General features: G+C 39.1%; 24 protein-coding genes. 16 read left to right on the top strand and 8 right to left on the bottom strand.

Annotated elements, in window-relative coordinates; genetic code table 11:
• The first annotated feature begins 272 nt into the window (after positions 1–272).
• The 4 genes from LS684_RS11120 to LS684_RS11105 all read left to right on the top strand — a co-directional run bounded on the left by LS684_RS11120 (position 273) and on the right by LS684_RS11105 (position 4,987).
• Positions 273–2,504, top strand: a complete 2,232-nt coding sequence (locus LS684_RS11120) for a DEAD/DEAH box helicase (protein ID WP_233806021.1) — start codon at positions 273–275, stop codon at positions 2,502–2,504.
• Between the two features lie 320 nt (positions 2,505–2,824).
• Positions 2,825–3,139, top strand: a complete 315-nt coding sequence (locus LS684_RS11115; protein WP_233806020.1) for a PadR family transcriptional regulator — start codon at positions 2,825–2,827, stop codon at positions 3,137–3,139.
• Entirely contained in the window at positions 3,139–4,329 is a 1,191-nt protein-coding gene (locus tag LS684_RS11110) for a DUF2812 domain-containing protein (protein ID WP_233806019.1), read from the top strand. Before LS684_RS11115 ends, LS684_RS11110 begins: the two co-directional genes overlap by 1 nt.
• A 220-nt stretch (positions 4,330–4,549) precedes the next feature.
• The gene (locus tag LS684_RS11105) at positions 4,550–4,987 is read left to right on the top strand and encodes a peptidylprolyl isomerase (RefSeq protein ID WP_233806018.1); all 438 of its coding nucleotides are present in this window, start codon (positions 4,550–4,552) and stop codon (positions 4,985–4,987) included.
• A 74-nt stretch (positions 4,988–5,061) separates the two neighbouring features.
• On the opposite strand, the gene LS684_RS11100 is transcribed toward LS684_RS11105, so the two are convergent.
• Positions 5,062–6,066, bottom strand: coding sequence for a TIGR00341 family protein (locus LS684_RS11100; RefSeq protein WP_233806017.1), 1,005 nt, complete (start codon positions 6,064–6,066; stop codon positions 5,062–5,064).
• Positions 6,067–6,217: 151 nt separating this feature from the next.
• On the opposite strand from LS684_RS11100, the gene LS684_RS11095 reads away from it, so the two are divergent.
• The 3 genes from LS684_RS11095 to LS684_RS11085 all read left to right on the top strand — a co-directional run bounded on the left by LS684_RS11095 (position 6,218) and on the right by LS684_RS11085 (position 7,606).
• Positions 6,218–6,415, top strand: a complete 198-nt coding sequence (locus LS684_RS11095; protein WP_233806016.1) for a hypothetical protein — start codon at positions 6,218–6,220, stop codon at positions 6,413–6,415.
• Positions 6,416–6,436: 21 nt separating this feature from the next.
• Positions 6,437–6,946: an HD domain-containing protein gene (locus LS684_RS11090; RefSeq protein WP_233806014.1), complete on the top strand. Its 510-nt coding sequence runs from the start codon at positions 6,437–6,439 to the stop codon at positions 6,944–6,946.
• Between the two features lie 204 nt (positions 6,947–7,150).
• Positions 7,151–7,606, top strand: a complete 456-nt coding sequence (locus LS684_RS11085) for an SRPBCC family protein (protein WP_233806012.1) — start codon at positions 7,151–7,153, stop codon at positions 7,604–7,606.
• Positions 7,607–7,660: 54 nt separating this feature from the next.
• Here LS684_RS11085 and LS684_RS11080 read toward each other — a convergent pair whose 3' ends face one another.
• The 4 genes from LS684_RS11080 to LS684_RS11065 form a co-directional block, all read right to left on the bottom strand.
• Entirely contained in the window at positions 7,661–8,008 is a 348-nt protein-coding gene (locus tag LS684_RS11080; protein WP_233806010.1) for a VOC family protein, read from the bottom strand.
• Positions 8,009–8,020: 12 nt separating this feature from the next.
• Entirely contained in the window at positions 8,021–9,073 is a 1,053-nt protein-coding gene (locus tag LS684_RS11075) for an iron-containing alcohol dehydrogenase family protein (RefSeq protein ID WP_233806008.1), read from the bottom strand.
• A complete protein-coding gene (locus LS684_RS11070; protein WP_233806006.1) occupies positions 9,070–9,723 on the bottom strand; it encodes an MtnX-like HAD-IB family phosphatase in 654 nt (217 codons plus the stop codon). Before LS684_RS11070 ends, LS684_RS11075 begins: the two co-directional genes overlap by 4 nt.
• A gap of 113 nt (positions 9,724–9,836) precedes the next feature.
• Entirely contained in the window at positions 9,837–10,091 is a 255-nt protein-coding gene (locus tag LS684_RS11065) for a DUF2533 family protein (RefSeq protein ID WP_233806004.1), read from the bottom strand.
• Between the two features lie 440 nt (positions 10,092–10,531).
• Here LS684_RS11065 and LS684_RS11060 point away from each other — a divergent pair, with 440 nt between their 5' ends.
• Together LS684_RS11060 and dacB are read left to right on the top strand one after the other, a co-directional pair.
• A complete protein-coding gene (locus LS684_RS11060) occupies positions 10,532–13,123 on the top strand; it encodes a DEAD/DEAH box helicase (protein WP_233806003.1) in 2,592 nt (863 codons plus the stop codon).
• Between the two features lies 1 nt (position 13,124).
• On the top strand, positions 13,125–14,591 hold the full coding sequence (dacB, locus tag LS684_RS11055; RefSeq protein ID WP_489886019.1) for a D-alanyl-D-alanine carboxypeptidase/D-alanyl-D-alanine endopeptidase: 1,467 nt from the start codon (positions 13,125–13,127) through the stop codon (positions 14,589–14,591).
• Positions 14,592–14,621: 30 nt separating this feature from the next.
• Here the strand turns inward: dacB and LS684_RS11050 are convergent, their stop codons facing one another.
• Entirely contained in the window at positions 14,622–15,104 is a 483-nt protein-coding gene (locus LS684_RS11050; RefSeq protein WP_233811621.1) for a ribonuclease H-like YkuK family protein, read from the bottom strand.
• 1,205 nt (positions 15,105–16,309) lie between these two features.
• On the opposite strand from LS684_RS11050, the gene LS684_RS11045 reads away from it, so the two are divergent.
• Positions 16,310–17,188, top strand: a complete 879-nt coding sequence (locus LS684_RS11045; RefSeq protein ID WP_233806001.1) for a proline iminopeptidase-family hydrolase — start codon at positions 16,310–16,312, stop codon at positions 17,186–17,188.
• Between the two features lie 870 nt (positions 17,189–18,058).
• Here the strand turns inward: LS684_RS11045 and LS684_RS11035 are convergent.
• Complete coding sequence (locus LS684_RS11035; RefSeq protein ID WP_233806000.1) at positions 18,059–19,375, bottom strand: short-chain fatty acid transporter; 1,317 nt, start codon at positions 19,373–19,375, stop codon at positions 18,059–18,061.
• 169 nt (positions 19,376–19,544) lie between these two features.
• On the opposite strand from LS684_RS11035, the gene speD reads away from it, so the two are divergent.
• From speD to LS684_RS11020, 3 genes are all read left to right on the top strand, one after another.
• On the top strand, positions 19,545–20,354 hold the full coding sequence (gene speD, locus LS684_RS11030) for an adenosylmethionine decarboxylase (RefSeq protein ID WP_233805999.1): 810 nt from the start codon (positions 19,545–19,547) through the stop codon (positions 20,352–20,354).
• Between the two features lie 676 nt (positions 20,355–21,030).
• Positions 21,031–21,945 (top strand): CBASS cGAMP-activated phospholipase, encoded by a 915-nt coding sequence (locus LS684_RS11025; RefSeq protein ID WP_233805998.1) that lies wholly within the window; start codon positions 21,031–21,033, stop codon positions 21,943–21,945.
• Between the two features lie 41 nt (positions 21,946–21,986).
• Positions 21,987–23,366, top strand: a complete 1,380-nt coding sequence (locus LS684_RS11020; RefSeq protein WP_233805996.1) for an amino acid permease — start codon at positions 21,987–21,989, stop codon at positions 23,364–23,366.
• Between the two features lie 50 nt (positions 23,367–23,416).
• Here LS684_RS11020 and LS684_RS11015 read toward each other — a convergent pair whose 3' ends face one another.
• Entirely contained in the window at positions 23,417–23,611 is a 195-nt protein-coding gene (locus LS684_RS11015) for a hypothetical protein (protein WP_233805993.1), read from the bottom strand.
• A 210-nt stretch (positions 23,612–23,821) separates the two neighbouring features.
• Between LS684_RS11015 and LS684_RS11010 the strand changes: the two genes are divergently transcribed.
• From LS684_RS11010 to LS684_RS11000, 3 genes are all read left to right on the top strand, one after another.
• Positions 23,822–24,379, top strand: a complete 558-nt coding sequence (locus LS684_RS11010) for a TVP38/TMEM64 family protein (protein WP_233805991.1) — start codon at positions 23,822–23,824, stop codon at positions 24,377–24,379.
• Between the two features lie 69 nt (positions 24,380–24,448).
• Positions 24,449–25,822, top strand: a complete 1,374-nt coding sequence (locus LS684_RS11005) for an MATE family efflux transporter (protein WP_233811619.1) — start codon at positions 24,449–24,451, stop codon at positions 25,820–25,822.
• A gap of 60 nt (positions 25,823–25,882) precedes the next feature.
• Positions 25,883–26,080: a hypothetical protein gene (locus LS684_RS11000; protein ID WP_233805989.1), complete on the top strand. Its 198-nt coding sequence runs from the start codon at positions 25,883–25,885 to the stop codon at positions 26,078–26,080.
• Positions 26,081–26,110 lie beyond the last annotated feature (30 nt).

Here is a 26,110-nt window from a genome sequence, read left to right as displayed (position 1 = left end):
AATTTGAAGACAAAAAGGGAGCGAGAACACTTTCTCGTTCCCTTTTTATGATTTGAATACGGTCACTTTGTAATGAGAAGGTGATTTCTACATGGACCCTAATTCTAGAAAATAACTATCAGTAACATGAATATTATCACGAACTTTTAAACGTACGTATCAATTCGTCGATTTATACCGGTAATCATGATATATTTATACTTTTACAGGCTCAGAAACTTAACGTTCTAAGCCTTTTTATTTGACGAAAATTATATAAGAGGAAGAGGTCCGTGACATCTACTTTATCATATTTGAAAGAATGGCAAAAAGCATTGCAGCAAGAAATCATCTATTTAAAAAAATACGGAAGTACGAAATACCGAATCAAGAATGGGCGCCTGCTAGCGAATGATGGGACGTTTCAATATTACTTTGATACGTCTCGACCGATCCAAATTCCGATTGGTTCTATCGTTCGAATCGAGTGGGGACTAAAAACAGTAAAGGGACGAATGCTATCATCTGAAGGGAAAGGCATTATTGTCTCATTGGACGAAACGATTGGTGATGATGTCGACGAGATCTTGATTTCTTACGATCCTTGGGAGCTTCTTGAGCAATTACTTGAGCGTTTAGGTGAAATAAAGGAAAGCAAAAAGAAACGAGCCCGTATAAAAAGATTAATGAATCCCCCAAATGAATCGAAGCATCCCCGTGAGAATATTCAATCGAGTGTCCATGAGTTAATCCTTCGGTCGAAATACAACCCGATTACATTTGTATGGGGACCTCCAGGAACCGGGAAAACTTATACATTAGCTCGATTAGTTGCAAATAAGTACTTTAAAAACCAGCGAATATTAGTCGTATCACATAGCAATCAAGCAGTTAATGTGTTAATGGCAGAAATTTATTCGTTTATTCACAAAAAGGGGCGCTTCCGTGAAGGCGATTTGCTTCGGTATGGAAATCATCAAAGTGAGATCGGATTGACGACAGCTCATCTACTTGAAAAGCGATTCCCTGACTTATCCAATCAAAGGGAGGAGTTAGTACATGAAAGGCGAGTCCTTAAACAAGACCTTAGCTCATCCTTTAGCCGGAGGGATTCTGAAACCCTATTAGAGGTAGAAACGAAGCTATCCACTCTCCTCGAAAAAATAAGACAAAAAGAAATTGAATTTGTGAAGGATGCAGATGTGATTGGGACCACTCTTGCAAAAGCGGCAACCGACCCAACCATCTACGAAAAAGAGTATGATTTGGTCGTATTGGACGAAGCTAGTATGGCCTATGTTCCACAAGTGGCATTTGCTAGTTCGATTGGGAAGAGACTAGTCGTATGTGGGGACTTCAAACAGCTCCCGCCAATTGCTGTTTCCCGTCATGAATGGGTCGAAAAATGGCTAAAAAACGATATTTTTACTGCTTCAAGAGTCATAGAATCTCTTGAGCAACATCAGCTTCATCCGAATTTATTTCTACTTAAGGAACAAAGGCGGATGCATCCTCAAATTTCTTCATTTACAAATAAGCATATCTATCATTCGCTTGTCGGTGATCATGAAAGTGTTGTGACGTCGAGGGTACCGATCGCTGAACGAATTCCTTTTCCAAGTCAAGCGGCTATCTTATTAGATACGAGCGGAACTGGGGAGCATTGCATGAGAGAGCGAAGTTCAAATTCGCGAATGAATCCATGGCAGCTCTTATTATCTTTTCAACTCATTCATGAAGCCTATATGGGCGGAAATCGTTCGATTGGCTATGTGACCCCATATAGGGCCCAAGCCGATAGCATGGACCTTTTGCTAGAGGAATTATATAGCAAGGAGCGGAATGAAGGGGATATTGTTTCTGCCACGGTTCATCGTTTTCAAGGAAGTGAAAGAGATGTCATGATTTTTGACACGGTGGAGGGTTATCCAGAAAGTCGAGCAGGAATGCTCTTGATTGGCAAAGAAAGCGAAAGGCTTGTGAATGTGGCGATCACACGAACGAAGGGGAAATTCATACATGTAAGCCATAACGAGTATATCCGTGAGAAAGTGTATCGAAGCCAGACCTTGAGAAAGCTCGTTGAACATCAGCTTGAAATGAATCAAGTGGTAAAGCCTAGCCAAATAGGTACGTGGATTCAACATCAACATCCTCGCCTTACATGGATGCATGCAAAAAAAATAGAGAAGGTAAGTAAGGACGTGGACCAGGCGGTACGGACCATCATCATCTCCATACCGAATGAAGGAATTCTGACAAAGGATTGGTTAAACATACTAAACGGTCGAGGAAAACGTGTGAAATTAACATGTATTTCTTCAAGCCCTCTAACAGGACTAAACGCTGATCATCATATAGCGCAAATGATGTCTTTTCCGTATCTCATCATTGATGACCAGATTCTCTGGCTCGGGGTACCGTTTGAAGCAGCTACCCGTTCAATGCCACCATATGTGGCGGCTAGATTAGACGCAAAGAAATATGTCGAATACTTTAAGTCTCAATTGCCTTTAGAAACATAAATAGAAAGAAAGAAAAAAGACCCCTAAAAAGGGGTCTTTTGCGTATTGAGGCGATCTGACTGTACTCCACATTGTACATTCCCATAAGGGCGTGTCAATCGACTTATTCAATTTAGCTCATCGCTTAGTTAATATAACACGGGCCAAGCGAATATACAAGTATATTTTTAACCCATTACCGTGTGTTTGCTCGGACTTGTCTTTTATTTAGTAAAATAAGGGATTTTTTTCATTTACAATAGATAGTTGATGGTTTATTATTATGTTATACGATATATCGTTACACATAATATAGGTTTGTTGAAGGAAGGGATATTTCTATGCCATATCATGGCGGTCCGATGACAGAAGCGATGTATTACGTGCTATTAGCTCTTATAAGGCCTAATCATGGGTATCAATTGATGCAAGCAATTACGGATGTTTCCAAGGGGAGACTTCAAATGGGCCCTGGGACTTTATATGGTGTTCTTTCAAGGATGCAAAAGGATGGATTGATCTGTTTGGAAGATTCGGATGGGAGAAGGAAGACATATCGAATTACCGCAGAAGGCGAAGTAGCCTTACGAATGGAATATGCCAGATTGAAATCAGTTATAGAAGACAGTGAGATGCTAGAAGAAGGTGACAAGTAATGGGGAAAATGGTTTGGAAATTGCGCCCAAGTGATTATTGGAGAATCGGCGAACATGAAAGCTGGTTCTCCGATTTGGCAGCAAAAGGGTTACATTTAAATAAAATGGGGGTGCTCTTTGTGAAATTTGAAAAGGCTGAACCCAAACAGATGCGGTATCGAATAGATATCTCAATGAACAAAAAGCTAACTGAAGATCAAATCATCATGTATAAAGACAATGGATGGGGATTAGTCACAAGCTACTCTTATTTTCATGTATTTTCTTCTCCGGTTGAATGCAATGCAAATGAACTGCATACAGACCCTGCGGAGCAATCATTTACGATGCAGGAACTAGATAGAAAGCTTACATCAAATACCTTGATTGTGCTATTAGCGATGATCGCTATTATTGCAATGAACGGCTCTCTTTTATTTCTAGAGGGAACGCCTATCATGCAACTCGTAAAAAACGGTGCTCTCCAACAGACCATGTTAACTTTATTTCTTTTGTATACATCCTTCAATACGTTTCAAGCATCTCGTTCGATTAGGAGTTTAAGAAAGAATCTATGGGAGGGTAAGCCAATTAACCACCAAGCCCGCTTTAAGAGGCGTTCCCATGTGCATTCCATACTTTCAATCATCCTTGTAATAATCATTGGGTTCAGTGCAGCCATTCCGTTCACACAAATTTTTATACATGATACAAAAACACTTCCCATCAAAAATAGTAGTCTGAAAGTGGTGAGATTGACGGACATTGAAAATAATCCAAACTTAGTACGAGAGTCCCCAACATATGTAAGAGACGGTGTTGATTGGGGCAATCGTTATACCATTAATTGGAGCCCATTAGCACCTAGTCAATATGAAACCGATGAGAGCGGTCTTGTTCCTGGTGAAATGTGGAATGACAAGAGCGGCGAATATACCCCTAGCATATCTACGGAGGTATTTCAATTAATCCATAAAGGTTTAGCTGATCCGTTAGTGAACGACCTAGCTAAATGGTATGCTTTTGATGAAAACGGAGAGTATTTTGAAGAAAAAGATCATTCTAAATTAGACCGGCTTATGGTCTATGAAATGGATGAAACCAAAAAAATAATTGCTTCTAAGGAAAAAAAGGTTTATTACGTATATTATTTTGGAAACTCTGGCTTAGATACAGTAATTGAACAAACGGTTATAAAAATCAATCAATAAAAAATGGTGCCTACAAAAGTAGGCACCATCCCCCTTCCGTCCGTACATGGTTAAGTGTCCCGCAACAAGCGAATGTTCGGAAGGGGTTCTATAATAGTAACATAGGCAATCTTGAAAGTAAATAAGTCACAACTTGTCTTCATTTTTTGAGCTTGAACTTTTATTCTGTGCTTGAATAGTGGTATGATAGACACTGATATTAATGAAGGAGTTGATTTTCATGGCGAAAAAAGGATACATACACATGCAAAATGGGGAAAAAATTGAATTTGAATTATACCCAAATGAAGCGCCAGGAACAGTAGAAAACTTTGAGAAATTGGCAAAAGAGGGCTTTTATAATGGGCTTACGTTCCACAGAGTCATTCCAGGATTCGTAAGTCAAGGCGGATGTCCAAACGGAACAGGAACTGGTGGACCTGGTTATTCCATTAAGTGTGAAACAGTTGGAAACCCTCATAAGCATGAGCCAGGTTCGTTATCCATGGCACATGCAGGTAAAGATACAGGTGGAAGCCAATTCTTTATCGTTCACGAATCACAACCACACCTAAACGGAGTTCACACTGTTTTTGGTAAAGTGACATCTGGTTTAGAAACAGCTAAAGCTATGAGTAATGGCGATGTTATGGAGAAGGTTGAAGTATTCGAGGAATAGCAATCAATTAAAAAGAGCCGATTGGCTCTTTTTTTGGTTTAACCACAAAACTAAGGAAAAAACAAACTCCATATTTATACGAGATCTACTTTTTTTCCGAAGACAATCGCGATAATGAGCAAAATAATGATAATCGATATAAATAATATGGATCGCTTTCGTGACGTATTTGCGCGCTTCATTTCTTCCCATTTGATTGGCCGTATACCTGAAAGTGAAAAAACAATGACCGCAGACAATAAGATAGAGGTGATATTGACGAGTAAGAGTAAGGAAGAACCAAATGCTTCCTCCCAATTTCTTGACCCGAGTGTCATTCCGAACACAACAGTTGGTGGCAATAAGGCGACAGCTACCATAACTCCAACTAATGAACCTGGTAAGCGGTTTAAGATTGATAATGCTCCAGCTGTTCCAGATGCTAAAGCAAGGATAATATCAGAGAAATTCACATGTGTACGCAATAAAAACTCACTATGTGTATCTGGAATTGGAAATAGAAAGCTAAACAAAATCGAAATAAATACAACAATCGTTATTCCAAAAAGAAGGGTTACTAGCGACTGGGATAAAAGCTTGTAATCACCTAATATGGAGCTAAACGCTATGGATATAACGGGTCCAAGCATAGGAGCAATGACCATCGCACCGATAATTACAGCTTCACTATTTTTAATAAACCCAATTGTTACTACAATAGCGGATAGAATGACTAAAAGCGTATATGTTAAAGTGATTTTGCTTGATTTTTCAATGTTAACTAATAGTTCATGACGACTAGCTCGTTGTAATTTATGGAAATCCTCATCAGCAAATTCACCCTTTTGCGGTAAACGCTTAGTGATATAAGATTGAACAGGAATTAAAAAAACCTCAAATCCATCAAGAACTGTTGCAATATTCTCTAAATAATTCAATACTTCTTCCGTATCAATGGAACGAACAAGAATCCGAATATGTACACGATTTTCGATTTCGAGTGAAGTCCAAAGGGAATGGTAGTTGAATTTTTTTAAACCTACATCAACTTTTTCAAGATATTTACTTGGAATATAGGCTTCAATTAATTGCAGCTCCATTACAGCACCTACTTTGGCAACAATTGTATATACATAGAATACCCCAATTTAAAAAAACATATAAAATGAATAAAAATCTGTGGATATCAACCGATATCATTAATATAGTAAAATGCTAGCAGTTGATATCATATTGATAGAAGGTGTCGTAGTGACAAAAGAAAACCGTATTCAACTAAATGTGAGGGTCCCGAAAGAAACGAGCGAAATGCTTGAAGAAATTGTTGAATTTTATCAAGAAAATACGAAATATGGACGTGTCTATAAAGGAGATGTGTTAGCTGATATCATTGAAAAATCATATGAAATTATGAAAAAGCAAAAATCGGTTCAACAGCGTAAATACTAATTGAATGAGGAGGCTAAGTTCATGAGAGATGTACGATTAGTCGATATATATACCCATCATATTGCTCAAAAGTATGTTACACGCTCTGGTTTGGCCCATGCAATAGCAGTTGCCTATCATGCATTTCAATTAGCCAAAGATCAAGATCTTGATGTTGATATTGCTTCAAAGGCAGGGTTTTTACATGATATAGGCCATTACACTTGGTATAAAAATGGGAAATGGAGCTATAATCAGTATAAGCTAAATGATATCCACGCCATTAAAGGTGCCGAACGAGCTCATAAGCTATTAATTCGACTAGGTGAAGACCCTGTAAAAGCAAAGGAGATTGCGCTCGCCATCCTCTTCCACACAGATTCCTTTTTGCCTGGAGGAGAAATCCTTCGTACGCCATTACAACAAATTGTCAAATTAGCAGATGAAAAAGACGAGGAACCGGGTGGAGCACATCACTACCGAACAATCGACGAGGAAAGAGCATTCAAAAGTTTAGCAGCGTTAGATCGAAAAATCGAAGCAATATACTAAATAACCGTTGAACACTCTTACAAGAATCATCCTTATCTGTTATCGTCCTAAGATCCGAGTCACGTGATCATGTTTTCATTCTATTGAATAGGTGCTCCCGAATGAAATGTCCATTTTTGATTAACTTCATTTTCGTTAAGTTCTAAATGATATACATACTTTCATAGGTTGAATGGAAACCACTTATTAAAGGAGGAGACTATTTTGCCAAAGGGAGTACATACCGATGTGTTAGAACTACCTGTTCAAGCGGTTTGGGATTTTGTGAGTGTGATGGATAAATGGGCACCGCTCGTCCCTGGATACATCGAGCATGAAGTGATCAATGACAGAGAATCTACATGGACATTTGAAGGCGATCTTGGGTTCATGAAGAAAGAGATTTGCATGAAGGTTCATATCACTAGCTGGCAGGAGCCATCGAAAGTGGCATTTGATTTAACGGGCATAAACGAAAATTTTACGGGAGAAGGTTACTTCCGTGCAACACCAATTGGTGAGAACGTGACAGAAATGACTGGCTGCTTAGACATTTCGGCAAAAGGAATGATGGCGCCTGTAGTGAATGGAGTATTAAAGTCATTTGTACCAAATACAGCTACCGAGCTGACTAAAGGAGTTTCAGAGAGGCTAAAAGAGGTACATGGTGTTAAATCTTAGTCAGAGAAAAAGCCCATATGTAGGGCTTTTTCTTATCTATTCAAGCTTTTGAAATTACTTCAAAGTCGATTGAATAGACATGGGCATGCCGTTTGGAGCAGTTAGTGAGTAAATTTTTTCACCGTGCTCCTCAAAGGGACCGTGGACTGCTACGCCATTTGCTTTTACAAAGCTGGCAAATTCATCTGCGTCTTCAACCACCAGCTGCAGCATAGTAGCTTCATTCATGCATTCACTCTTTTGCCAAAATTCAAGCCAGCTATTGCCTGCTTTAAAAACGCCACCTTCGATCTCCTCTGTATGTTCCCATGTGTTAGAGATACCGAGCTTATTTACAAAGAAATCAACCATGTCTATACTTTGTTCTGAAACAGATACATACCGATAACCCAATATCTTCAAATGAATTGCCTCCTAGTTAAGGATATCTTGTAATATAGGATCTTGATCTAGTAACTCTTGTGCTTTCACACGGTACTTTTCTTCATGCAAGTATGTATACCGATGAGGTTTTATGGACGGAGCTATTTCAATAGCTTGCTGGAATTCTTGTTTTTTTAAGTCTAATTCACGAACATAGGCAAAAAAGCCTGTACGTTCAAAGACTTTCGTCATTCGTTCCGCTCGATGCTCCTGAACATTTGCCATAATATACGTAGCGACTCCGACTTGAATCCCATGCATCGCTGGCTTTGCCGATATCTTGTCTAATGCATGGGAAATTAAGTGCTCTGAACCACTAATCGGAGCGCTGTTGCCGCTAATGACCGTGGAGATTCCACCCATTGTTAAGGAACTGATGAGCTCTTTAAGAAAAATGATATGTTTAATATCTTCCATAGGTGTCCGAATGAAACTATTTACTGCCTTTTTGCTAATCATAGAGGCAAACGCATGAACGAAAGATTTCCCATGCTTTTCTTCAAACTCCCAATCATATAAAGCAGTTATATTAGACATTAAATCCCCAGTACCAGCTAAAATAAAGCGATCTGGTGCATGCTGAATGACATCAAGGTCTGCTAATATTCCATAGGGTACTTTAGCTGGAACCGTTGTTTTCTTTCCATTAACAATTAACGAGCAATTGCTGCTTGCAAACCCATCATTTGAAGCAGAGGTAGGAATGCTAATAAACGGGGTTCGTCTTGAAAAGGCCATGTACTTTCCATAATCAATCACTGAACCACCGCCCATCGCAATCACAACTTCATAACGCCCCAATTCAAAAGCTTTATGAATTAAGTCGTCAATCGTTAACGTAGAAGTAAGCTCAATCATCTCAATCTTCATCGGTTGTATGGCCGTTTCAATACTTTTTTTATAAGTAGCAAATGTAAAATCATCAAAAATCATTAACCCATTTTTAAACCCATGCTTTTCTAAAATTTCTTTGAGATGATAAATAACCCCTTTACGTATTTCTAAAATTGCCGGGATGGGGATATTCGTAACAGGTGTGGTCATTTACCGATCAGCCCTTTTTCAATAAAATAGGTTTCGACTTCTTGAAAGCTTTCAACAGGGATAAAGGATATATTTCGCTCATTTAAAAGGTCCTGAAGGCCATTTTTCGCAAAAGTAAGATCGGCATAGACAGCTGGATGGGAGTCAGGTTCACTGTCGCCAGCAAAATAAATGTGCTCATACTGCTCTTTTAACTCTAGAATCACCTTCGATTTATCAATCCCATACCGCTCTGAATAATGCTTATGAGCTGGATCGATGTTCATATGCACATTTTTTTCTTTGAATTTCCCTTCGTTTGAAAACACCTTAATATCTTCAATCCCATATTTCTTTAACACATGATGAATGTAATAATCCGTCCCAGCACTTAGAATAAAGACATCTCCGCCATTTTCCTGCACTTGACGAAAAAAAGGTGGTGCATATTCGTCAATTGGAATGGATAGGATATCTTCAATTATTTGAGCTTCCTCCTGATTGATGGATTGAAAAACAGTTGCAAGAAAGTCTATATCCTTCATTTCTCCTGCTTTCCATTTCTCCATTAACACTTTTCCCTCAGGAAAATATTGTTCAATGACCATATGATAAAAATCCTTCTTCGAAATCGTGCCATCAAAGTCAGATACAAATGCCCACTTTTTCATCTTGATCTCCTCCTAAACAATGAATTAATTTTAGGATGCCCCTACGATAGGAATCTGAAAAGCAAACTCTGATTTAGGAAAAAGGGTGGTCTTTATTTAACCACCCCAATTCATTATTGCTGATCTACAAATTCCTTAACCATTGCAGTTGTAACGAGCTTCCGTGAAGGGACACCGCCTAATTTAGCTAGTTCATTCATTTGACTTGTAACGGAATTAATTTTGTCTGTAGTAAATGGTTTGCCTTCTTTATAAAGCATGATGGCTTCTTCAATCAAAAGCTCACGCTGTTCCTCAAGTAGAGCAAATCTTCGAATGCGATCATTCATTTCGTTTACGTGTTTGGTGATGGCTTTATGTACACTCATTTCTGTTCACTCCTATTTCATATCATACGTACTTATCATATCAACAAAAACGGTTCATGATAAGAGAGAAAGGAAGATATCTTCTTAATTTCTAATAACAGTATGTTAAGATGTTTTTATGCGGATTCTCCTGCCTAGTTGATATTAATGACCGTGAATAGTGAGTCATTTGAATGAATTGTGTTCGTTAACATGATTGCTTTTGAAACAGTCCATTTTTCCCATTTAGGTCACTACTCACTTTCTCTGAGGTGTGTGGGGAGTATCCTCGGCTTTGAAAATGGGATTTCAACTGTCCGACTGCTCCAAACTGCTAGTCTCAAATGAAGAAGGGAAGCTTACCTGGTATAATACAACATTTTTTTAGATAATAGACTTTTAATGATCTCTACTAATAGGACTAGAACGATCGAATAACAAAATTAAAAGGGGTAAAATAGATGGAACGAATTGAGTCAGTTTACCATGTAGCAGTTGAACATACGAAACGAAAGGTATATGAAGATGTAGAGCGCTTTTTTGAGCGACATGAACATTTGCCTTCATTCAAAGAATATATAGAATCGAGAAAGCATTACCTTGAGCAGATTTGGGTGAACGTTTGGCTAAATAAAGTGACAAATGATATTCGCCGCAGTGAAAAGAAAGCGTTTCTATTTGAAAGAGGCTTTGAAATAGAAGGGGTGGACCGCAAGCTCATTAATCATTTATTTCGAAATGAAATGAGAGCGTATGAACCATTTCATGTAATCGAGTGGGTGTTTGAAGACATCGCTGATAACTATGAACTCTGGGAAACACTTTACCAGCAAGCTCGAGAAAATTATTTCATTAAAAAAGAAGCAGAGCTTGTAGCAGAAAGAAAAGATGAAATCAAAACAGAAATCGATAAGGCTGCTCAGCATTTGATACAACATGAGCACGAATCCATATATTTATATATTCGAAATGAAATAGCAAATCAGCTTCAGAAGGATTTCTCGAATAAGAAAAAGTATAAAGAGGTCGATGTTTTGGCTTTAGAAGAGAAGCTAATAGAAATTGGAAGCTTTGAAGTCACTCCTTTTTTGAAAGTCGGCCATTTTTTTGAAGAGTTAACAGGTGAAATTCACAAAACGTCCCACTTCGGAAGAACATACTTTGAATATGAAACCTATTACTTTCCGTATGAACGATTACTGAACCGATACTTGTATAAGTTGATCTCTCGGTTAGTCATGGACAAGCTTCCAGCAGAAGTATTGAACCATTATGAGCAATGGTTTGATGGCCCATTGTCCGAATCTATTGTGAGGAAAATAATGGGGAATACCTTCTCGACTGTAAGAGATTATTATATGGGAAGCATTCAAGAAGAGTATATTGCTGATCTCCTACATGTAGCAGATATACCATTTGACTTGGATGAGCATAGACAACTTTATGCGAGGGATGTAGCCAATCGTGAAAAGAGAGAGGCAGAAGAGCTAGCTGAAATCGAAAGGCAGCGTGAGGAAGAAGCACGAATGCTTGAAGATATTTTTGGTCAGGAATACAACCCTGGTGCAAGGCCAAGCATTCGCTATGTTCTGCATATTGGAGATACGAATACAGGAAAAACGTATCATGCCTTGCAAAAAATGAAGCAGGCAAGCAGTGGCTTATATTTAGCTCCTTTACGGCTTCTAGCTCTTGAAGTTTTTGACCGTTTAAATGCTGATGGAGTGCCTTGTTCATTAAAAACGGGAGAAGAAGAAAAGGAGATTCTACATGCAAAACACATCTCCTCAACCGTTGAAATGTTTCATGAAAAAGAGCATCACGATGTAATCGTAATTGACGAGGCGCAAATGATAACGGATAAGGATCGAGGCTTTTCTTGGTACAAGGCAATCACAAAAGCAAACGCAAATGAAGTACATATTATCGGAAGTCGCAATGCGAAAAGTATGATGATGGAGCTTTTAGGCGATGCTGATATAGAAATTAATGAATACAATCGAGATACCCCTCTGCAAGTCGAAAAAAAGGAATTCAAAATGAAGCATGTCACGAAAGGTGACGCATTGATTTGTTTTTCCCGCAAGAAAGTACTAGAAACGGCGTCTCGTCTTCAGAATTCAGGACATTCAGTTAGTATGATTTATGGAAGCATGCCACCTGAGACAAGAAAAAAGCAAATGCAACAGTTTTTGAAGGGTGAGACGAATGTCATTGTTGCGACTGATGCCATTGGAATGGGCTTAAATTTACCGATCAGACGGATTGTTTTTTTAGAAAATGAGAAATTCGATGGCACGGAACGCCGATTGTTAACATCACAAGAAGTAAAGCAAATTGCAGGGCGCGCTGGCCGGAAAGGAATTTACGAAGTAGGGAAGGTAGCCTTTACGAGTAAAATCCCGAAAATGAAGGAACGTCTTGATCAAATCGATCAACCAGTTCATACCTTTGCGATTGCGCCAACAAGCAGTGTATTCGAGCGGTTCGGTCGCTATTATCGAGATCTAGGTACATTCTTTGAGCTATGGGAGAAGTTCGAACCACCAGCTGGAATTACGAAGGCATCCTTATATGAAGAACGTGAACTCTATGAAATTATCCAAGATACCGAAATTGAAGCTAGGATGAATATGACCGAGCTTTACGGCTTTCTTCATCTTCCGTTTTCTAAAAAGGAATCGCCATTGGTTAAACAGTGGTATGATACATTGCTTGCCCTAATGGATGGATCCGATCTCCCTGAACCGAGAATAAAAACAAGAAGCCTTGAGGAATTAGAGCTTACTTACAAAGCAATCGGTTTACATCTATTGTTTTTATATCGTTTAGAGCGGAAAACAGAGGCGGTCTATTGGGAGCGGTTAAGAGAAGAAATTAGTGACCAAGTTCATGAACGATTGAAAACCGATGTGCGAAAACTAACCAAAACATGTAAGACGTGTGGAAAGAGGCTGGATTGGGATCATTCATTTCCAATATGCGACAGTTGTTTTGCTAAAAAATTCCGCAGAAGTGATCATAAGTACAAAGAGAAAGAGAGGCGCAAATAAAATTCGGATCAGATGGATATTTCTCATTTGTCTACTGTTAGGGAGTACATTCATTCATCCAACGGCATCAGCTAGAACATCCTCATTTGCAGCACAGGTGAACACCTTAATACAAAAGGATTCAAATCTTGCCGGTGCCCTTGTAGGAATAAGTATTCGTTCGGCAGATTCCGGAAAAATCCTTTATGATCGGTTCGGAGATATGCGTTTAGAACCAGCTTCGAGCCTAAAGCTCTTTACGGCAGCAGCCGCATTCTCATCCCTCGGTGAAGAATATACGTTTTCAACGGAGCTTTTATCAGACGGACATACGAAGGGAAAACAGCTAACCGGAAATCTTTATTTGAAAGGGAAAGGAGATCCGACACTTTTACCTACAGATTTTGAATTATTGGCAAAAAAGCTAGCTGAAACAGGAGTAAAAGAAATTCACGGAAGCTTGATTGGGGATGACACTTGGTACGATGATATCCGACACTCTATCGATATGCCGTGGAGCGATGAGCAGATGTATTATGGAGCAGCCGTTTCTGCTCTTACTGCTTCACCTGATCAAGATTACGATGCAGGCACTGTGATTGTAGAAGTGAGTTCAGGTGCAGAAATCGGTGCGGCTCCAAACGTACTTGTATTTCCTCGAACGAGTCACTTGACTATAAGGAATGAGGCAACAACGATCTCTCCTGAGAGTTTAAAGGATCTCCAAATCGAAAGGGATCATGGAGTGAACACGGTAAGAATTTCCGGAACTATTCCCCTTAACGCTAAGCCTGAAAAAGAATGGATAGCTGTATGGGATCCTTCAAGCTATGCGTTAAACCTATTTGAGCAAGCGTTAGCTAATCAAGGAATTGTTCTGACTGGAAAAAGCAAGCTTGGTTCAGCACCTGATGATGGAACGCTGCTTGAAAAAAGGCACTCCATTCCCCTTAAAGAACTGGTCATTCCTTTTTTGAAGTTAAGTAATAATGGACACGGAGAAATACTCGTGAAGGAAATGGGAAAGGTAGACAAAGGAGAAGGAAGCTGGGAAAAAGGTCTAGAAGTGATGAAGGAAAAATTGCAGCAGCTTGGCGTGAATGTGGAAACAACCATTCTCCGCGATGGGTCAGGAATATCCCATGTCAATGCTATTCCACCGAATGAGCTGACAAAGCTACTTTACGTCGTTCAAAACCAGCCTTGGTTCTCAAGTTATTTTGCAGCCTTACCTGTCGCAGGAGTAACAGATAAGCGAATTGGTGGAACACTTCGCTATCGGCTCACAGAAAAAGAAATCGCTGGAACGATCCATGCCAAAACAGGGACCCTTTCAACGGTAAGCACGATTTCCGGTTATTTGCAGTCAAAAAATGGGGAAAAGCTAATATTTTGCATCATGATGAATCAATTATTGGATGAAGACAAAGGGAAAGATTTCGAAGATCAACTATTGAGGTTATTGGTGAACAATGAAGGGCTGCTATAGGAAACAGTCCTTTTTGTTATGAAACGGTGGTTATTTGGTGTATCGATTTGCATAACTCGAAGCAACGAATGAATGGGGCTTAATTTTTGGTTCGAAGCCCATCGACTCAATTCGCCTGACCATTTCATCTACGAAAATCCTTGTCCTATTTTTCTTTCCCGACCCAATATCGATATGCCCTTCCATTTTAAAGGAAGACCCTTGATAGATGAATGGAAGTACGATGTCAATCATCTGATTTTTATGGTCCTCGGTAAACATGGCTACAATTTCCTCTGTTAGACTGGTTTCGTAGGATATTCGTTCATGTAAGTGATTCATCCTGCGAGGAACGATGGTTTTGCGAATGCAAGCCCATGCTCCTTTTCCTTCATTTTGTATAACGATGCCGCTAATGAACATCGTGTAAGTGGCATGAACCTGTGAATCGGTTCCAACCATTAATTTATAATTTCCACTGGGTTTTAATCTCATGAATTTGAGGATGCGATGGAAGACTTCTTGGAATGTCATGGACTGGGTTTGAAGGTTTTGAAAGGTTATTTGCTTGTGATCGTACACGTAATCACCTCTCGAAAGTATCCATTTATTAATATGATATGGAGAAACGGAATACAAGTGATTGAAAGTCAAATGGACAGCTGATTCACTAACAGTTTATTCGAGAAAAAGATCAGTATGTTAAAAAGTTTTAGTTAAAATGAACCGAGTCCGTTCTGATCCAGAAAATGCTTTCTTTGTCCCAAAGGAATTCAGTTTTCTCCAGTTTGTTGCACTTGAGTTTTTTTGTGGAAATCTCCCTAAATGAACAAAGTTCGATGCATTCCGCTTCAGGAAGTGGATAACCACGGGGAGGAAGTCAATTAACTTCAGCTACACTGTGATATGATTTTGAAACGATAATAAAATTCATGCAGTTTTGGTGATTTTCACTTTTATGAAGACCACTTTTTTTCAAAGAATTGAGGGGGAATTGGAAGGCGAGTCCGAAGAGGGGTTGATTTCGGACAGGGAATTCGGAAAAAGAGGATGGCGAGTCCGAAGTGTGATAGATTTCGGACAGGGAATTCGGAAAAAGAGGATGGCGAGTCCGAAGAGGGCTAGATATCGGACAGGGAAAGCGAAAAAAGAGGATGGCGAGTCCGAAGTGTGATAGATTTCGGACAGGGAATTCGGAAAAAGAGGATGGCGAGTCCGAAGAGGGCTAGATATCGGACTGGAAAAGCGGAAAAAGAGGATGGCGAGTCCGAAGAGGGCTAGATATCGGACAGGGAAAGCGGAAAAAGAGGATGGCGAGTCCGAAGTGTGATAGATTTCGGACAGGGAATTCGGAAAAAGAGGATGGCGAGTCCGAAGTGTGATAGATTTCGGACTGGAAAAGCGAAAAAAGAGGATGGCGAGTCCGAAGAGGGCTAGATATCGGACAGGGAAAGCGAAAAAAGAGGATGGCGAGTCCGAAGTGTGATAGATTTCGGACAGGGAAAGCGAAAAAAGAGGATGGCGAGTCCGAAGTGTGATAGATTTCGGACAGGGAAAGCGGAAAAATTGGTTAGCGAGTCCGAAGAGGGGTTGATTTCGGACAGGGAAAGCGGAAAAAGAGGATGGCGAGTCCGAAGTAGGGTTGCCTTCGCAATGAAAGTTAAATTCAATGGACAGATCATTGGTACTTTTCTTTTACTAAAGATTAGTAGATAATACGAAAAAAGGGGGAGAAGTTCATGACAGTTTCTGAAGGAATGATTGATGTTACAGGGGGAAAGGTGTGGTATCAGCTACATGATGAGGGTATCGTCAATACACCTGTTCTCATTCTTCATGGGGGACCTGGTTCTTCATGCTATTCTATGCAAGGGTTAAAGGAGTTAGCAAAGGAGAGACCTGTTATTTTTTATGATCAATTGGGCTGTGGAAGATCGGAGCGCCCTCAGAATCCGTCTCTTTGGCATATCGATCGATTTGTAGAAGAATTGGCGCAAGTACGAGAAGCATTATCACTAGACGAGGTTCACATTCTTGGTCATTCATGGGGAACGACGCTTGCTGCAGCTTACTTATTAACGAAGCCTGTAAGTGTAAAAAGTGTCATATTCTCAAGTCCTTGTTTAAGTGCACCTATATGGGCGGAGGATCAGAAGCAAAATCGGGAGCTGTTACCGAAGGACGTTCAGCAAACGTTGCTGGAATGCGAACAAGCTGGTCGTACAGACTCTGAAGAATACAAACAGGCGACCATTGAATTTTATAAACGCTTTGTTTGCCGTTTAGATCCATACCCTGAATTTTTACAAAAAGGAGCAGCTTATCGTAATCCTGAGCTTTATAAAATCATGTGGGGCCCATCTGAATTTCATGTCACAGGCAATCTGAAAAGCTTTGATTGCACATCAAGACTTGGGGAGATTCATATTCCAGCTCTATATACTTGTGGTCGCTATGATGAAGCGACGCCTTCATCAACGGAGTACTTTCACTCCTTAACGAAGAATTCTCATTTTCATGTATTTGAAGAAAGTGCTCATATGCCATATGTTGAAGAGCCTGAAGCATACATAAAAGTGGTTCAAACATTTTTTCGAAACGTCGATTTAGGTAAGTAGTTACACTGTAATAGGTTCAGTTTAGGCGAGGGGAATTAAACACTTCTATTTTAGAAGGCATCGCGCAATGCGGTTTGGTCGTTCTTTTTTATTGTTCTTTCAACGTTTATGATCAATATGGAGTGATAAAAGTATTTCATTGAAGACTTCTGCTCACAAATTCAAAAGAGCTTGAATCATTTCCAAGCTCTTTCTTTACAATATATTGGTATCAATTTTTAACTGGTGAAATAATCCCTAAAATAAGGAGAATAAACAACACTAATCCTATTAAGAAAAAAATGATTGAAGAAGTAAATATAGGTCCTCTTCTAAATACGAATGTTTCCCTCTTTTGAATAAATCCAGTTTGAGCACTGACTTGTGAAGAACTATAATCGGAAACAATACCTCCACTGCTTGAAAAGTAAAAGCTAATAGCAGCAAAAGCTATTCCTGTAAAGAACATGACCTCAATAAATCTTACAGAGAATTCTTTTGCAATGAAAAATGTAAGTGCGACTTCAATACTAAAAGTCACAATAAATATGATTATGGCTTTCTTTTGGATGATTTTCTCCTCCTTAAAACGAATCGGACTTTTATCTATATATTAACATAATTTTACAAAAATTAAATACTCGCTTTCTCCAACCGTTTCGAATAAACAAACACTGTCTAGTCTTGAAAGAACACTAATGGCTGCTAGTAGATGAGATGAAGCATGGATGACTATAGTTCATAAAATAACTATATAAAAAGCTTGCATCATTTGATCCAAGCTTCAAAGAGTGTGTTTTTACTAGTTTTTTAGGAATTCGCAGGTTTTTTTCTTTTCCCCATTATTCTGAACTACCTAGATTACTTCCTGGTGCTTTTCCACACTTACCGCTAGTAGACAATGAACAATAAAATGGTTGTAATAATCCCCACCCAAATACCAATTAAGATACAATAGCCCATAATATGACGAATGTGTAAACCAACGACGCTTAGAATAGGCAATGCCCAGAAAGGTTGGATGAGATTCGTCCAAGCATCTCCCCAGCCGACTGCCATTGCCGTAATTGCTGGGTCTACACCTAATTGTAAGCCTGCAGGAACCTGGAGAGGTCCTTGTAATGCCCATTGCCCTCCGCCTGAGGGAGCTAGAATATTAACAATTCCAGCTGACCAATACGTAAATACAGCAAACGTATCTTGATTCGCAATCGACGCCATCCAATTAATAAGCGATTCAGCGAGCCCTGAGCTTCCTAAAACGGCAATGATCCCAGCATAGAATGGGAATTGAAGGATAATGGGGGATATGGCAGAGCCTGCTTGCTTAAATGCATGGGCATAGTTCCCTAATGAGCGATGAAGAACCAGTCCAAGGGAAAGAAAAGATATATTAATGATATTAAGATCAAGTGTTCTTCCATTGAGAAATTCATAAATAACATAAATGATTCCAATAAACCCAATCGCCATTCCTAGTATCGGTGTGTTTTCTAGCTTTGTTGCGGGTGTTTCATTTGTGTTCTTTGGTTCAACCTGTTGAATGGGAGATGTATCTTGATTTGTAAAAGAAATAATATTCTTTCTAGGTGCCATGAGAATGAGAAAAATAGGAATGGTAATTAAAAGGGTTAGAAAGATGATGATCGTCCCAGTATGAAAAATGGTTTGGGAGGTAGGGATCACACCCATCACTTTTTCAAGAAAATGTCCTTCTGTGGCAACCGTTAAACCAATCGAGCTTGACAAACCAGCTGTGTAGAGAACAGTTGGAGCATAAGCGGCAGCAACTAATAGAGGAAAATGGGCTTCCTTGTTGCGTTTTCCAACTTCTCGAGCAATTATGGCACCTACGACGACCGCCAATCCCCAGTTAATATAATATGCAGCTGAAGAAACAAGGAAAGTTAAAATATATGCTTGGTTGGCTGTCTTTGCAAAAGAAGAAAGCGTTTTCAAAAAATGTTGAATCATCGGTACGGATGCTAAAGCCATTCCAGTCATAAGTAATAGAACCATTTGCATAGTAAACGCTAAATAGACCCAAAATCCATCGCCAAATGACTTGAACAGCTCCAAAGGCTCTGTTGGCTTCATAAAAAAACCTAACACAAACACAAAAATGGTCATTAACACAGCAATAACAAATGCATCGGGAAGAAAACGTTCAACTAGCTTTGAGAAACGATTGGCTATTCTGTTAAGCATATTTCCACCTCCTATTTGTTACTTACATAATATGGCTGTATTAAACCGATTATGTTCATGCATAAAAAAGTTTCAAGAGAACTACTTGCATTTTAATAAGGATAGGAATAAATGGGTAAGCTAGGAAAAGATTATTGGAAAATTGATTGTGAAATAAGGGGGAATTCCTTTGTCATTAACACCAGAGGAACATATTGAACTACATGGATTTAATAATTTAACGAAAACACTAAGCTTTAATATGTATGATATTTGCTATACGAAGACGAAAGAAGAACGGGAAGCCTATATAGAATATATTGATGAACAATATAGTGCAGAAAGGCTTACGAAAATATTGAAAAACGTTACGGATATTATTGGTGCTCACATATTAAATGTTGCTCAGCAGGACTATGTTCCTCAAGGAGCGAGTGTGACAATGCTTGTTTCTGAAGGACCTGTTGTAGAAGTGCCAACAGAATCCACATATGATGAATCGCCTGGACCTTTGCCAGATAATGTCGTCATTCAATTGGATAAAAGTCATGTAACTGTTCATACATATCCGGAGTATCATCCGTATGAGGGAATAAGTACATTTCGAGCAGATATTGATGTGTCTACTTGTGGAGAAATATCCCCACTAAAGGCACTGAACTACTTAATTCATTCATTTGATACAGATATTATGACCATTGATTATCGTGTGCGTGGATTTACACGAGATATAAATGGGAATAAGCTGTTTATTGATCATGATATCAATTCCATTCAAAACTATATTCCGGATGATGTGAAAGAGCAGTTTAATATGTTTGACGTTAACATCTACCAAGAAAATATTTTTCACACCAAATGTAAAATCAGAGACTTCGATTTAAACAACTATTTGTTTGGATATACAAAGGAATCACTTAGCAAGGAAGAGCAGCAAGAAATAACGGAGAGTCTACAGCAAGAAATGGATGAAATCTTTTATGCGAAGAATATAATATAAATTAATTCCTCCTATCTGAAGATGTTCATCTGATCTATGTACCTTCTAAAAAAGTGCCATTTCTATAGATTTAAATTAGCATGAGCAGCTCCATTCGTACGTGAATAGGGCTGCTTTTATTTTTTCTATAATAGGCCAAGCAGTCTGTTGGTGAAAGACAACTAATCTTTCTTCGCTAGAACAGAACCAAAGAAATTGTCATTGGCATTTGGGAGGATCATACACTCAGTTGAGGACTAATCGAATAGGTAATACCTCTTGAAAAGCTTAATGGTGAGTGGTACATCCATATCAAATCATACAAAAAAAAGCTGCCCAATTGGACAGCGTATTTAACCTTATTTTCACTAGTTGTTATTTCTGAGAACCTTTAAAATCAATACAATTCCTCCAATGATGAATGATATAAGAAAGAATAAAATGAAACCGGGTACCCCTATATTTGACAACATCTCCTAGCACCACCCATCGACTGTACATTAGTTAAATTATCCCATTTTATTAAACTAGATGAGACGACATACTTGAATATTCTGTGACTGTGTAACGATGCAAACTTTTCGTTTTATACGATGAAGCGCTCTGCCAGATGCATTTTTTTGGAAGTGACTCTTAAAGAGTATGAACCTTCGTTTAGGAAAGACTATTGATAACCCAAATGTTTAGGTGATGGAAGATGAAGAAAATGCTATGTATTGATGGCGGAGGAATTCGCGGCGTTTTGCCGATTGCGATCCTACAAGCAATGGAAGAAGACCTTCAAGAGCCGGTAGGTAGGTTATTTGATTTGATAGCTGGAACTAGCACTGGATCCATTATTGCCGCCTCCGCTTCCCTTGATAAAGATATGAAAGGCCTGCTGAAGAACTATAAGCTATATGGGGAAAAAATATTTATTCGCCAAGCAAAAGTCGGACTGTTCAAAAGTGTCTACAACGATCGCTATTTGCGTAGGTTGTTGAAAAAAGCTTTTGGAGACTTATCGTTAATGAACATGGAAAAGCCGCTAATTATTCCGGCTGTTGATCTTACCCATGGAAATCCGTTCATCCATCGTTCGAATTATGGAAGCTTCAAGGATCAGGATTTATCGATTAGGTTATGGGATGCCGTTTTATCTTCTTGTTCGGCTCCTATATATTTTCCGCCAAATAATATCGAAAATCAGTACCTATCGATTGATGGAGGCCTATGGGCTAACAATCCTTCATTGGTATGTATTTCCGAAGCAGTGCATTATTTTAATGAATCTTTAAAGGATATCCAGATCTTGTCATTAGGTACGGGGAAGCAAAAGATTGATTTTGATATGAAGTCTGATAAGCAATGGGGTCTTAAACAATGGATGCCATTTCAATTGCCGTCCTTAAAGGTAACTCCTAAGCTTCTAGATCTGGCACTAAATTTATCATCAGAGAGTGTCACCTATCACTGTGAATTGTTATTACAAGAAAATTATTTACGGATAAATGAAGAGTTAGGAGAAGAAATCCCCTTTGACGATGTGACATATATGGAGGAGCTCATTCAATTAGGATATCAGGTATACTACGACCGTCGCGACGAAATTTTATCTTTTATCCATAAATAAAGGGTATGCCGATAATCTAGCTGAATAGGTGGTGAATGTCAATGAATGAACACAACAGCAGTTTAGGAGAATGCGCTGCATCTGGAAAAGGGAGTGAGCAAGAGGAAGGAAGCTTAAAGTGGTGGCAGCTTTCTCTTATAGGTGTTGGCTGTACCATTGGAACTGGGTATTTTCTTGGATCTAGTATCGGTATTAAAGTTACCGGTCCATCGATTGTTTTATCATTTATCTTAGCTGCTATTGGTACATATATTGTCTTCAGGTTACTTGCCAAAATGACCGCAGAGGATCCACAAGATGGGTCATTTTGCTATTATGCAAAGCAGGCGTATGGCCGCTGGGCGGGGTTTAGCTGTGGCTGGAACTACTGGAGCTCGAACATTCTTATAATGGGGAGTCAATTAACGGCATTGTCGATTCTCTCCCAGTTTTGGTTTGAGAATATTCCGCTGTGGGTGTTTGCGTCTGGATATGGCTTATTATCTATCTGTGTAGTCCTATTAGGTACAAAAGGATTTGATAAGGCAGAGGATTTGTTTGCCATTATCAAAACAGCTGCAATCATTATGTTTATCATTATTGCAGCCGCCGCTGTATTTGGCTGGATCGAAGGAGATATGAAGCATCCAGGTATACCAAAGTCCATGGGCGCGTTTTTTCCAGAGGGGTTTAGAGGGTTTTGGGCATCCCTTATTTATGCTTTCTATGCCTATGGAGGGATTGAGGTCATTGGGTTAATGGCGGTACGATTGAAAAACAAAGAAGATGCACCAAAATCCGGGAGCATTATGCTCATCCTGCTTATGATCGTGTATGTCCTTTCATTAGGCTTCGCAGTTACGATGGTTGGATATGAAGTATTTAGTGAACAAGAAAGTCCCTTTGTCACCGCATTAGCCAAGTATGATCTCGCATTTTTTCCACATGTTTTTAATGGGGCAATCATTATTGCTGGCTTTTCGGCGATGACTGCTGCCTTATTTGGTGTGACCACTCTACTAGTGACAATTGCGGAAGAGGGGGATGCGCCAAAGCTATTTGCAAAAAAAATCAAAAAGCATCGAGATCTGCCTCTTGCATCTTTAGGCTTAGCTACAGTTGGTTTAATTGCTTCGATTATAACGGCTTTACTGCTTCCAGGAAAAATATACGAATATGTTACAACCGCAGCAGGAATTTTATTATTGTGTAACTGGCTATTTATAATTCTTTCAGCATTAAAGATCCTTGAGACGAGCTTTCTCGAAAAGCTTTCCTCTGCACTTGGGCTTATCCTAATAGTGGCTGCAGTCAGTGGAACGTTAGTTGAGAAAAGCATTCGAAACGGATTTTTCGTCAGTCTTTCTTTTATTGCGGTCATTGCGGTGGTCTGCTTATGGATGAAAAAGAGGTGGCGAAAGGAAGAGAGTCAAGGAGGCTAGTGGAAGAAATTCCACCAGCCTGAAAGAAGAGGAAGTGGAATTCCCCTACACTAGAGCCATTTTTTCTCAATAATTACCTTTAAACCTAAGTAGATTAGGAATAAAGCAAATACAATAATGGCTATAACCCCGATTACTGATAAGAAAGTGGTTACACCTGCTGTAATAAATGACACAGCCGGTAAATTAGCAAGTGCAAATCCAGCTAATATACAAGCTAGAAATAACGCAGCAATTTGAAACATATACACCCCTCCTTTACTACTAGAGTATGTAAGGAGCGACTGCCTGGAATAGTCAACTACACAGGGAGAGAAAAAAATCATTCAATTGTTCTAGAGAGGAGATATATAGAAGGAATAGAGAACTAGTGCAATTCGAAGAACGAAAATCATTTAACTCCTACTAGTTTTCAAGTAAACTCGTATTATCGAACTCGTTAAAGGATGTTATCCATGTTAAGTCTACAAAACTATCTCATTCAGCTTTTTTCTACATATGAATCCTTTGCTTTTTTATTAAGTATTTTCCTCAATATCATCCTAAGTATTATTGGGTTTTTACCCAGTGTGTTCTTGACTGCTGCTAATATAGCCGTGTTCGGATTTGAACAAGGTCTCATCCTATCCTTTTTTGGAGAAGCATGTGGAGCGATTGTCTCCTTTCTCTTATACAGAAAGGGGTTGCGGAAGCTGGGAGCTGCTAAACTTATGCAGCACGGGACACTTAAGAAGCTGTTCCATGCACAAGGCTATGAAGCGTTTCTATTAATTTTAGCGTTACGGCTGCTGCCGTTTATGCCTTCAGCGGCTGTAACAGTCATAGCTGCATTAGGGAAGACATCTCTCCTCATTTTTGTTATGGCAAGTACGTTAGGCAAAATTCCTGCCATCGTGATTGAAGCCTACTCCGTTCACCAAATGATGAATTGGACAACACAAGGGAGGTTTCTGATTACTTCCATAGCCGTCTTCTTGCTCTGGATCGGCTGGAAAAAAATAAAAGCGAATTGAGTTGGAGGATCGCTTCTAATTCTATATAATGGAATTTGCTACTATTTGAATTTGGTAAGGGGCAAAATGATGAAACAAACAACAACGATCTATGAAAAAGGTAAGCTACTTCTCGTTATGCTTTTCCCAATCTTAATTACTCAACTGGGAATGTTTTCGATGATGTTTTTTAATACAATTATGTCGGGAAAATATCATTCTACTGATCTTGCCGGTGTTGCAATTGGGTCCTCCATCTGGGGTCCAATTTTCACGGGAATTAGCAGTATTCTTCTTGCTGTTTCTCCAATTGCGGCTCAGCGTTTAGGGCAAAAACAAGAGAAAGAGGTTTCTTCTGTTTTAACACATGGAATCTACTTAGCTCTGATTATATCTGTATTTGTCATTCTATTTGGTGTCTTTTTTCTTCAGGCGATTTTAGATTTGATGAATCTACATCCGAACGTTGAGAAAACAGCCTATCATTATTTAGTTGGACTTAGCCTAGGGATTATTCCTTTATTTCTCTACAATGTTCTCCGTTCATTCATTTATGCATTAGGCAAAACAAGAATCGTAATGGTTATTTTACTCACTGTTTTGCCAATTAACCTTGTGTTGAACTATGCACTTATCTTTGGTAAGTGGGGTTTACCAGAGCTTGGTGGTGCTGGTGGTGGATATGCGACAAGCTTTACCTATTGGATCATCCTAATGCTTACCTTTCTTGTGATAAAAACGCAGCATCCATTTACTAGATATGTTTCATTAGCTAGGTTCTCGCTTCAAGAATGCAAGGAAATCTTAAAGATTGGTGTTCCCATGGGGCTTTCTACTTTTTTTGAAACGAGTATGTTTGCCGTTGTCACAATCTTAATAAGCAAATTTACTGTATCAACGATTGCGGCGTACCAGGCTGCACTAAATATTGTTTCTTTCTTGTATATGATTCCAATGAGTATTTCTATTGCCTTAACGGTAGTCGTTGGTTTTGAAGTAGGGGCTAAGCGTTACCGTGATGCAAAAGTATACAGCTGGCTCGGGGTTGGATTATCGATCTTCATTGCAACCATTACAGGTTTGTTGGTAGTGATATTCCGGTATGAAGTAGCAGGATTTTATTCAAATGAAGCAGATGTAATCCACTTGACCGCTACGTTCTTAATATATGCATTGTTCTTTCAAGTATCTGATGCGATTCAAGCAACGGCTCAAGCTGCCCTCCGTGGGTATAAAGATGTAAATGTTTCCTTTGTCTTAACATTAATTGCCTATTGGCTTATTTGCCTTCCTGTAGGCTATAGCTTAGCTCATTTTACTAACCTAGGAGTGAAGGGCTATTGGATTGGGTTAACCATTGGGCTTCTCATTGCAGGAATTGGATTATCCTATCGTTTATGGAGAATTCAATCAACAAAATATGTTCACATAGAAGAAACGAACGAATTATCTGAAACTTTTTAATCTTTTCCTTCGTATAGTATTCAAAGGTGTTTGAATACATGATGATGGGGAGTGTCCTTTATGACATCTGAGCCAAAATGTATTGTTTGTGGTTGTAGCCATTTTGTTCAAGGGAAGATTGGATATATAGAGGATGGCTATGCGAATGTCATTCATACGGAGAACATGCTCGTGAGCTGTCCGCTTATACTCACCTTCTGCGGGGAGTGCGGAGAGGTTGTATCAATGAAAGTGACTGCTCCGAAAAAGTTCACCTAATATATGGTTAAAAGACTATCTTCGGGTAGT

Source organism: Cytobacillus spongiae (genome assembly GCF_021390075.1).
The sequence above is the reverse complement of the archived record's forward strand: the minus strand, read 5'-3'. Positions and strand labels throughout refer to the sequence as shown.

Coding starts and splice junctions, on each gene's coding strand:
- LS684_RS11110 (WP_233806019.1), top strand. CDS start 3,139: ATGGGGAAAATGGTTTGGAAATTGCGCCCAAGTGATTATTGGAGAATC.
- LS684_RS11065 (WP_233806004.1), bottom strand. CDS start 10,091: ATGAGTGTACATAAAGCCATCACCAAACACGTAAACGAAATGAATGAT.
- LS684_RS11005 (WP_233811619.1), top strand. CDS start 24,449: ATGAAACAAACAACAACGATCTATGAAAAAGGTAAGCTACTTCTCGTT.
- LS684_RS11015 (WP_233805993.1), bottom strand. CDS start 23,611: ATGTTTCAAATTGCTGCGTTATTTCTAGCTTGTATATTAGCTGGATTT.
- LS684_RS11010 (WP_233805991.1), top strand. CDS start 23,822: ATGTTAAGTCTACAAAACTATCTCATTCAGCTTTTTTCTACATATGAA.
- LS684_RS11070 (WP_233806006.1), bottom strand. CDS start 9,723: ATGAAAAAGTGGGCATTTGTATCTGACTTTGATGGCACGATTTCGAAG.
- LS684_RS11035 (WP_233806000.1), bottom strand. CDS start 19,375: ATGCTTAACAGAATAGCCAATCGTTTCTCAAAGCTAGTTGAACGTTTT.
- LS684_RS11045 (WP_233806001.1), top strand. CDS start 16,310: ATGACAGTTTCTGAAGGAATGATTGATGTTACAGGGGGAAAGGTGTGG.
- LS684_RS11025 (WP_233805998.1), top strand. CDS start 21,031: ATGAAGAAAATGCTATGTATTGATGGCGGAGGAATTCGCGGCGTTTTG.
- LS684_RS11000 (WP_233805989.1), top strand. CDS start 25,883: ATGACATCTGAGCCAAAATGTATTGTTTGTGGTTGTAGCCATTTTGTT.
- LS684_RS11050 (WP_233811621.1), bottom strand. CDS start 15,104: ATGACATTCCAAGAAGTCTTCCATCGCATCCTCAAATTCATGAGATTA.
- LS684_RS11090 (WP_233806014.1), top strand. CDS start 6,437: ATGAGAGATGTACGATTAGTCGATATATATACCCATCATATTGCTCAA.
- LS684_RS11060 (WP_233806003.1), top strand. CDS start 10,532: ATGGAACGAATTGAGTCAGTTTACCATGTAGCAGTTGAACATACGAAA.
- LS684_RS11115 (WP_233806020.1), top strand. CDS start 2,825: ATGCCATATCATGGCGGTCCGATGACAGAAGCGATGTATTACGTGCTA.
- LS684_RS11020 (WP_233805996.1), top strand. CDS start 21,987: ATGAATGAACACAACAGCAGTTTAGGAGAATGCGCTGCATCTGGAAAA.
- LS684_RS11100 (WP_233806017.1), bottom strand. CDS start 6,066: ATGGAGCTGCAATTAATTGAAGCCTATATTCCAAGTAAATATCTTGAA.
- LS684_RS11105 (WP_233806018.1), top strand. CDS start 4,550: ATGGCGAAAAAAGGATACATACACATGCAAAATGGGGAAAAAATTGAA.
- LS684_RS11075 (WP_233806008.1), bottom strand. CDS start 9,073: ATGACCACACCTGTTACGAATATCCCCATCCCGGCAATTTTAGAAATA.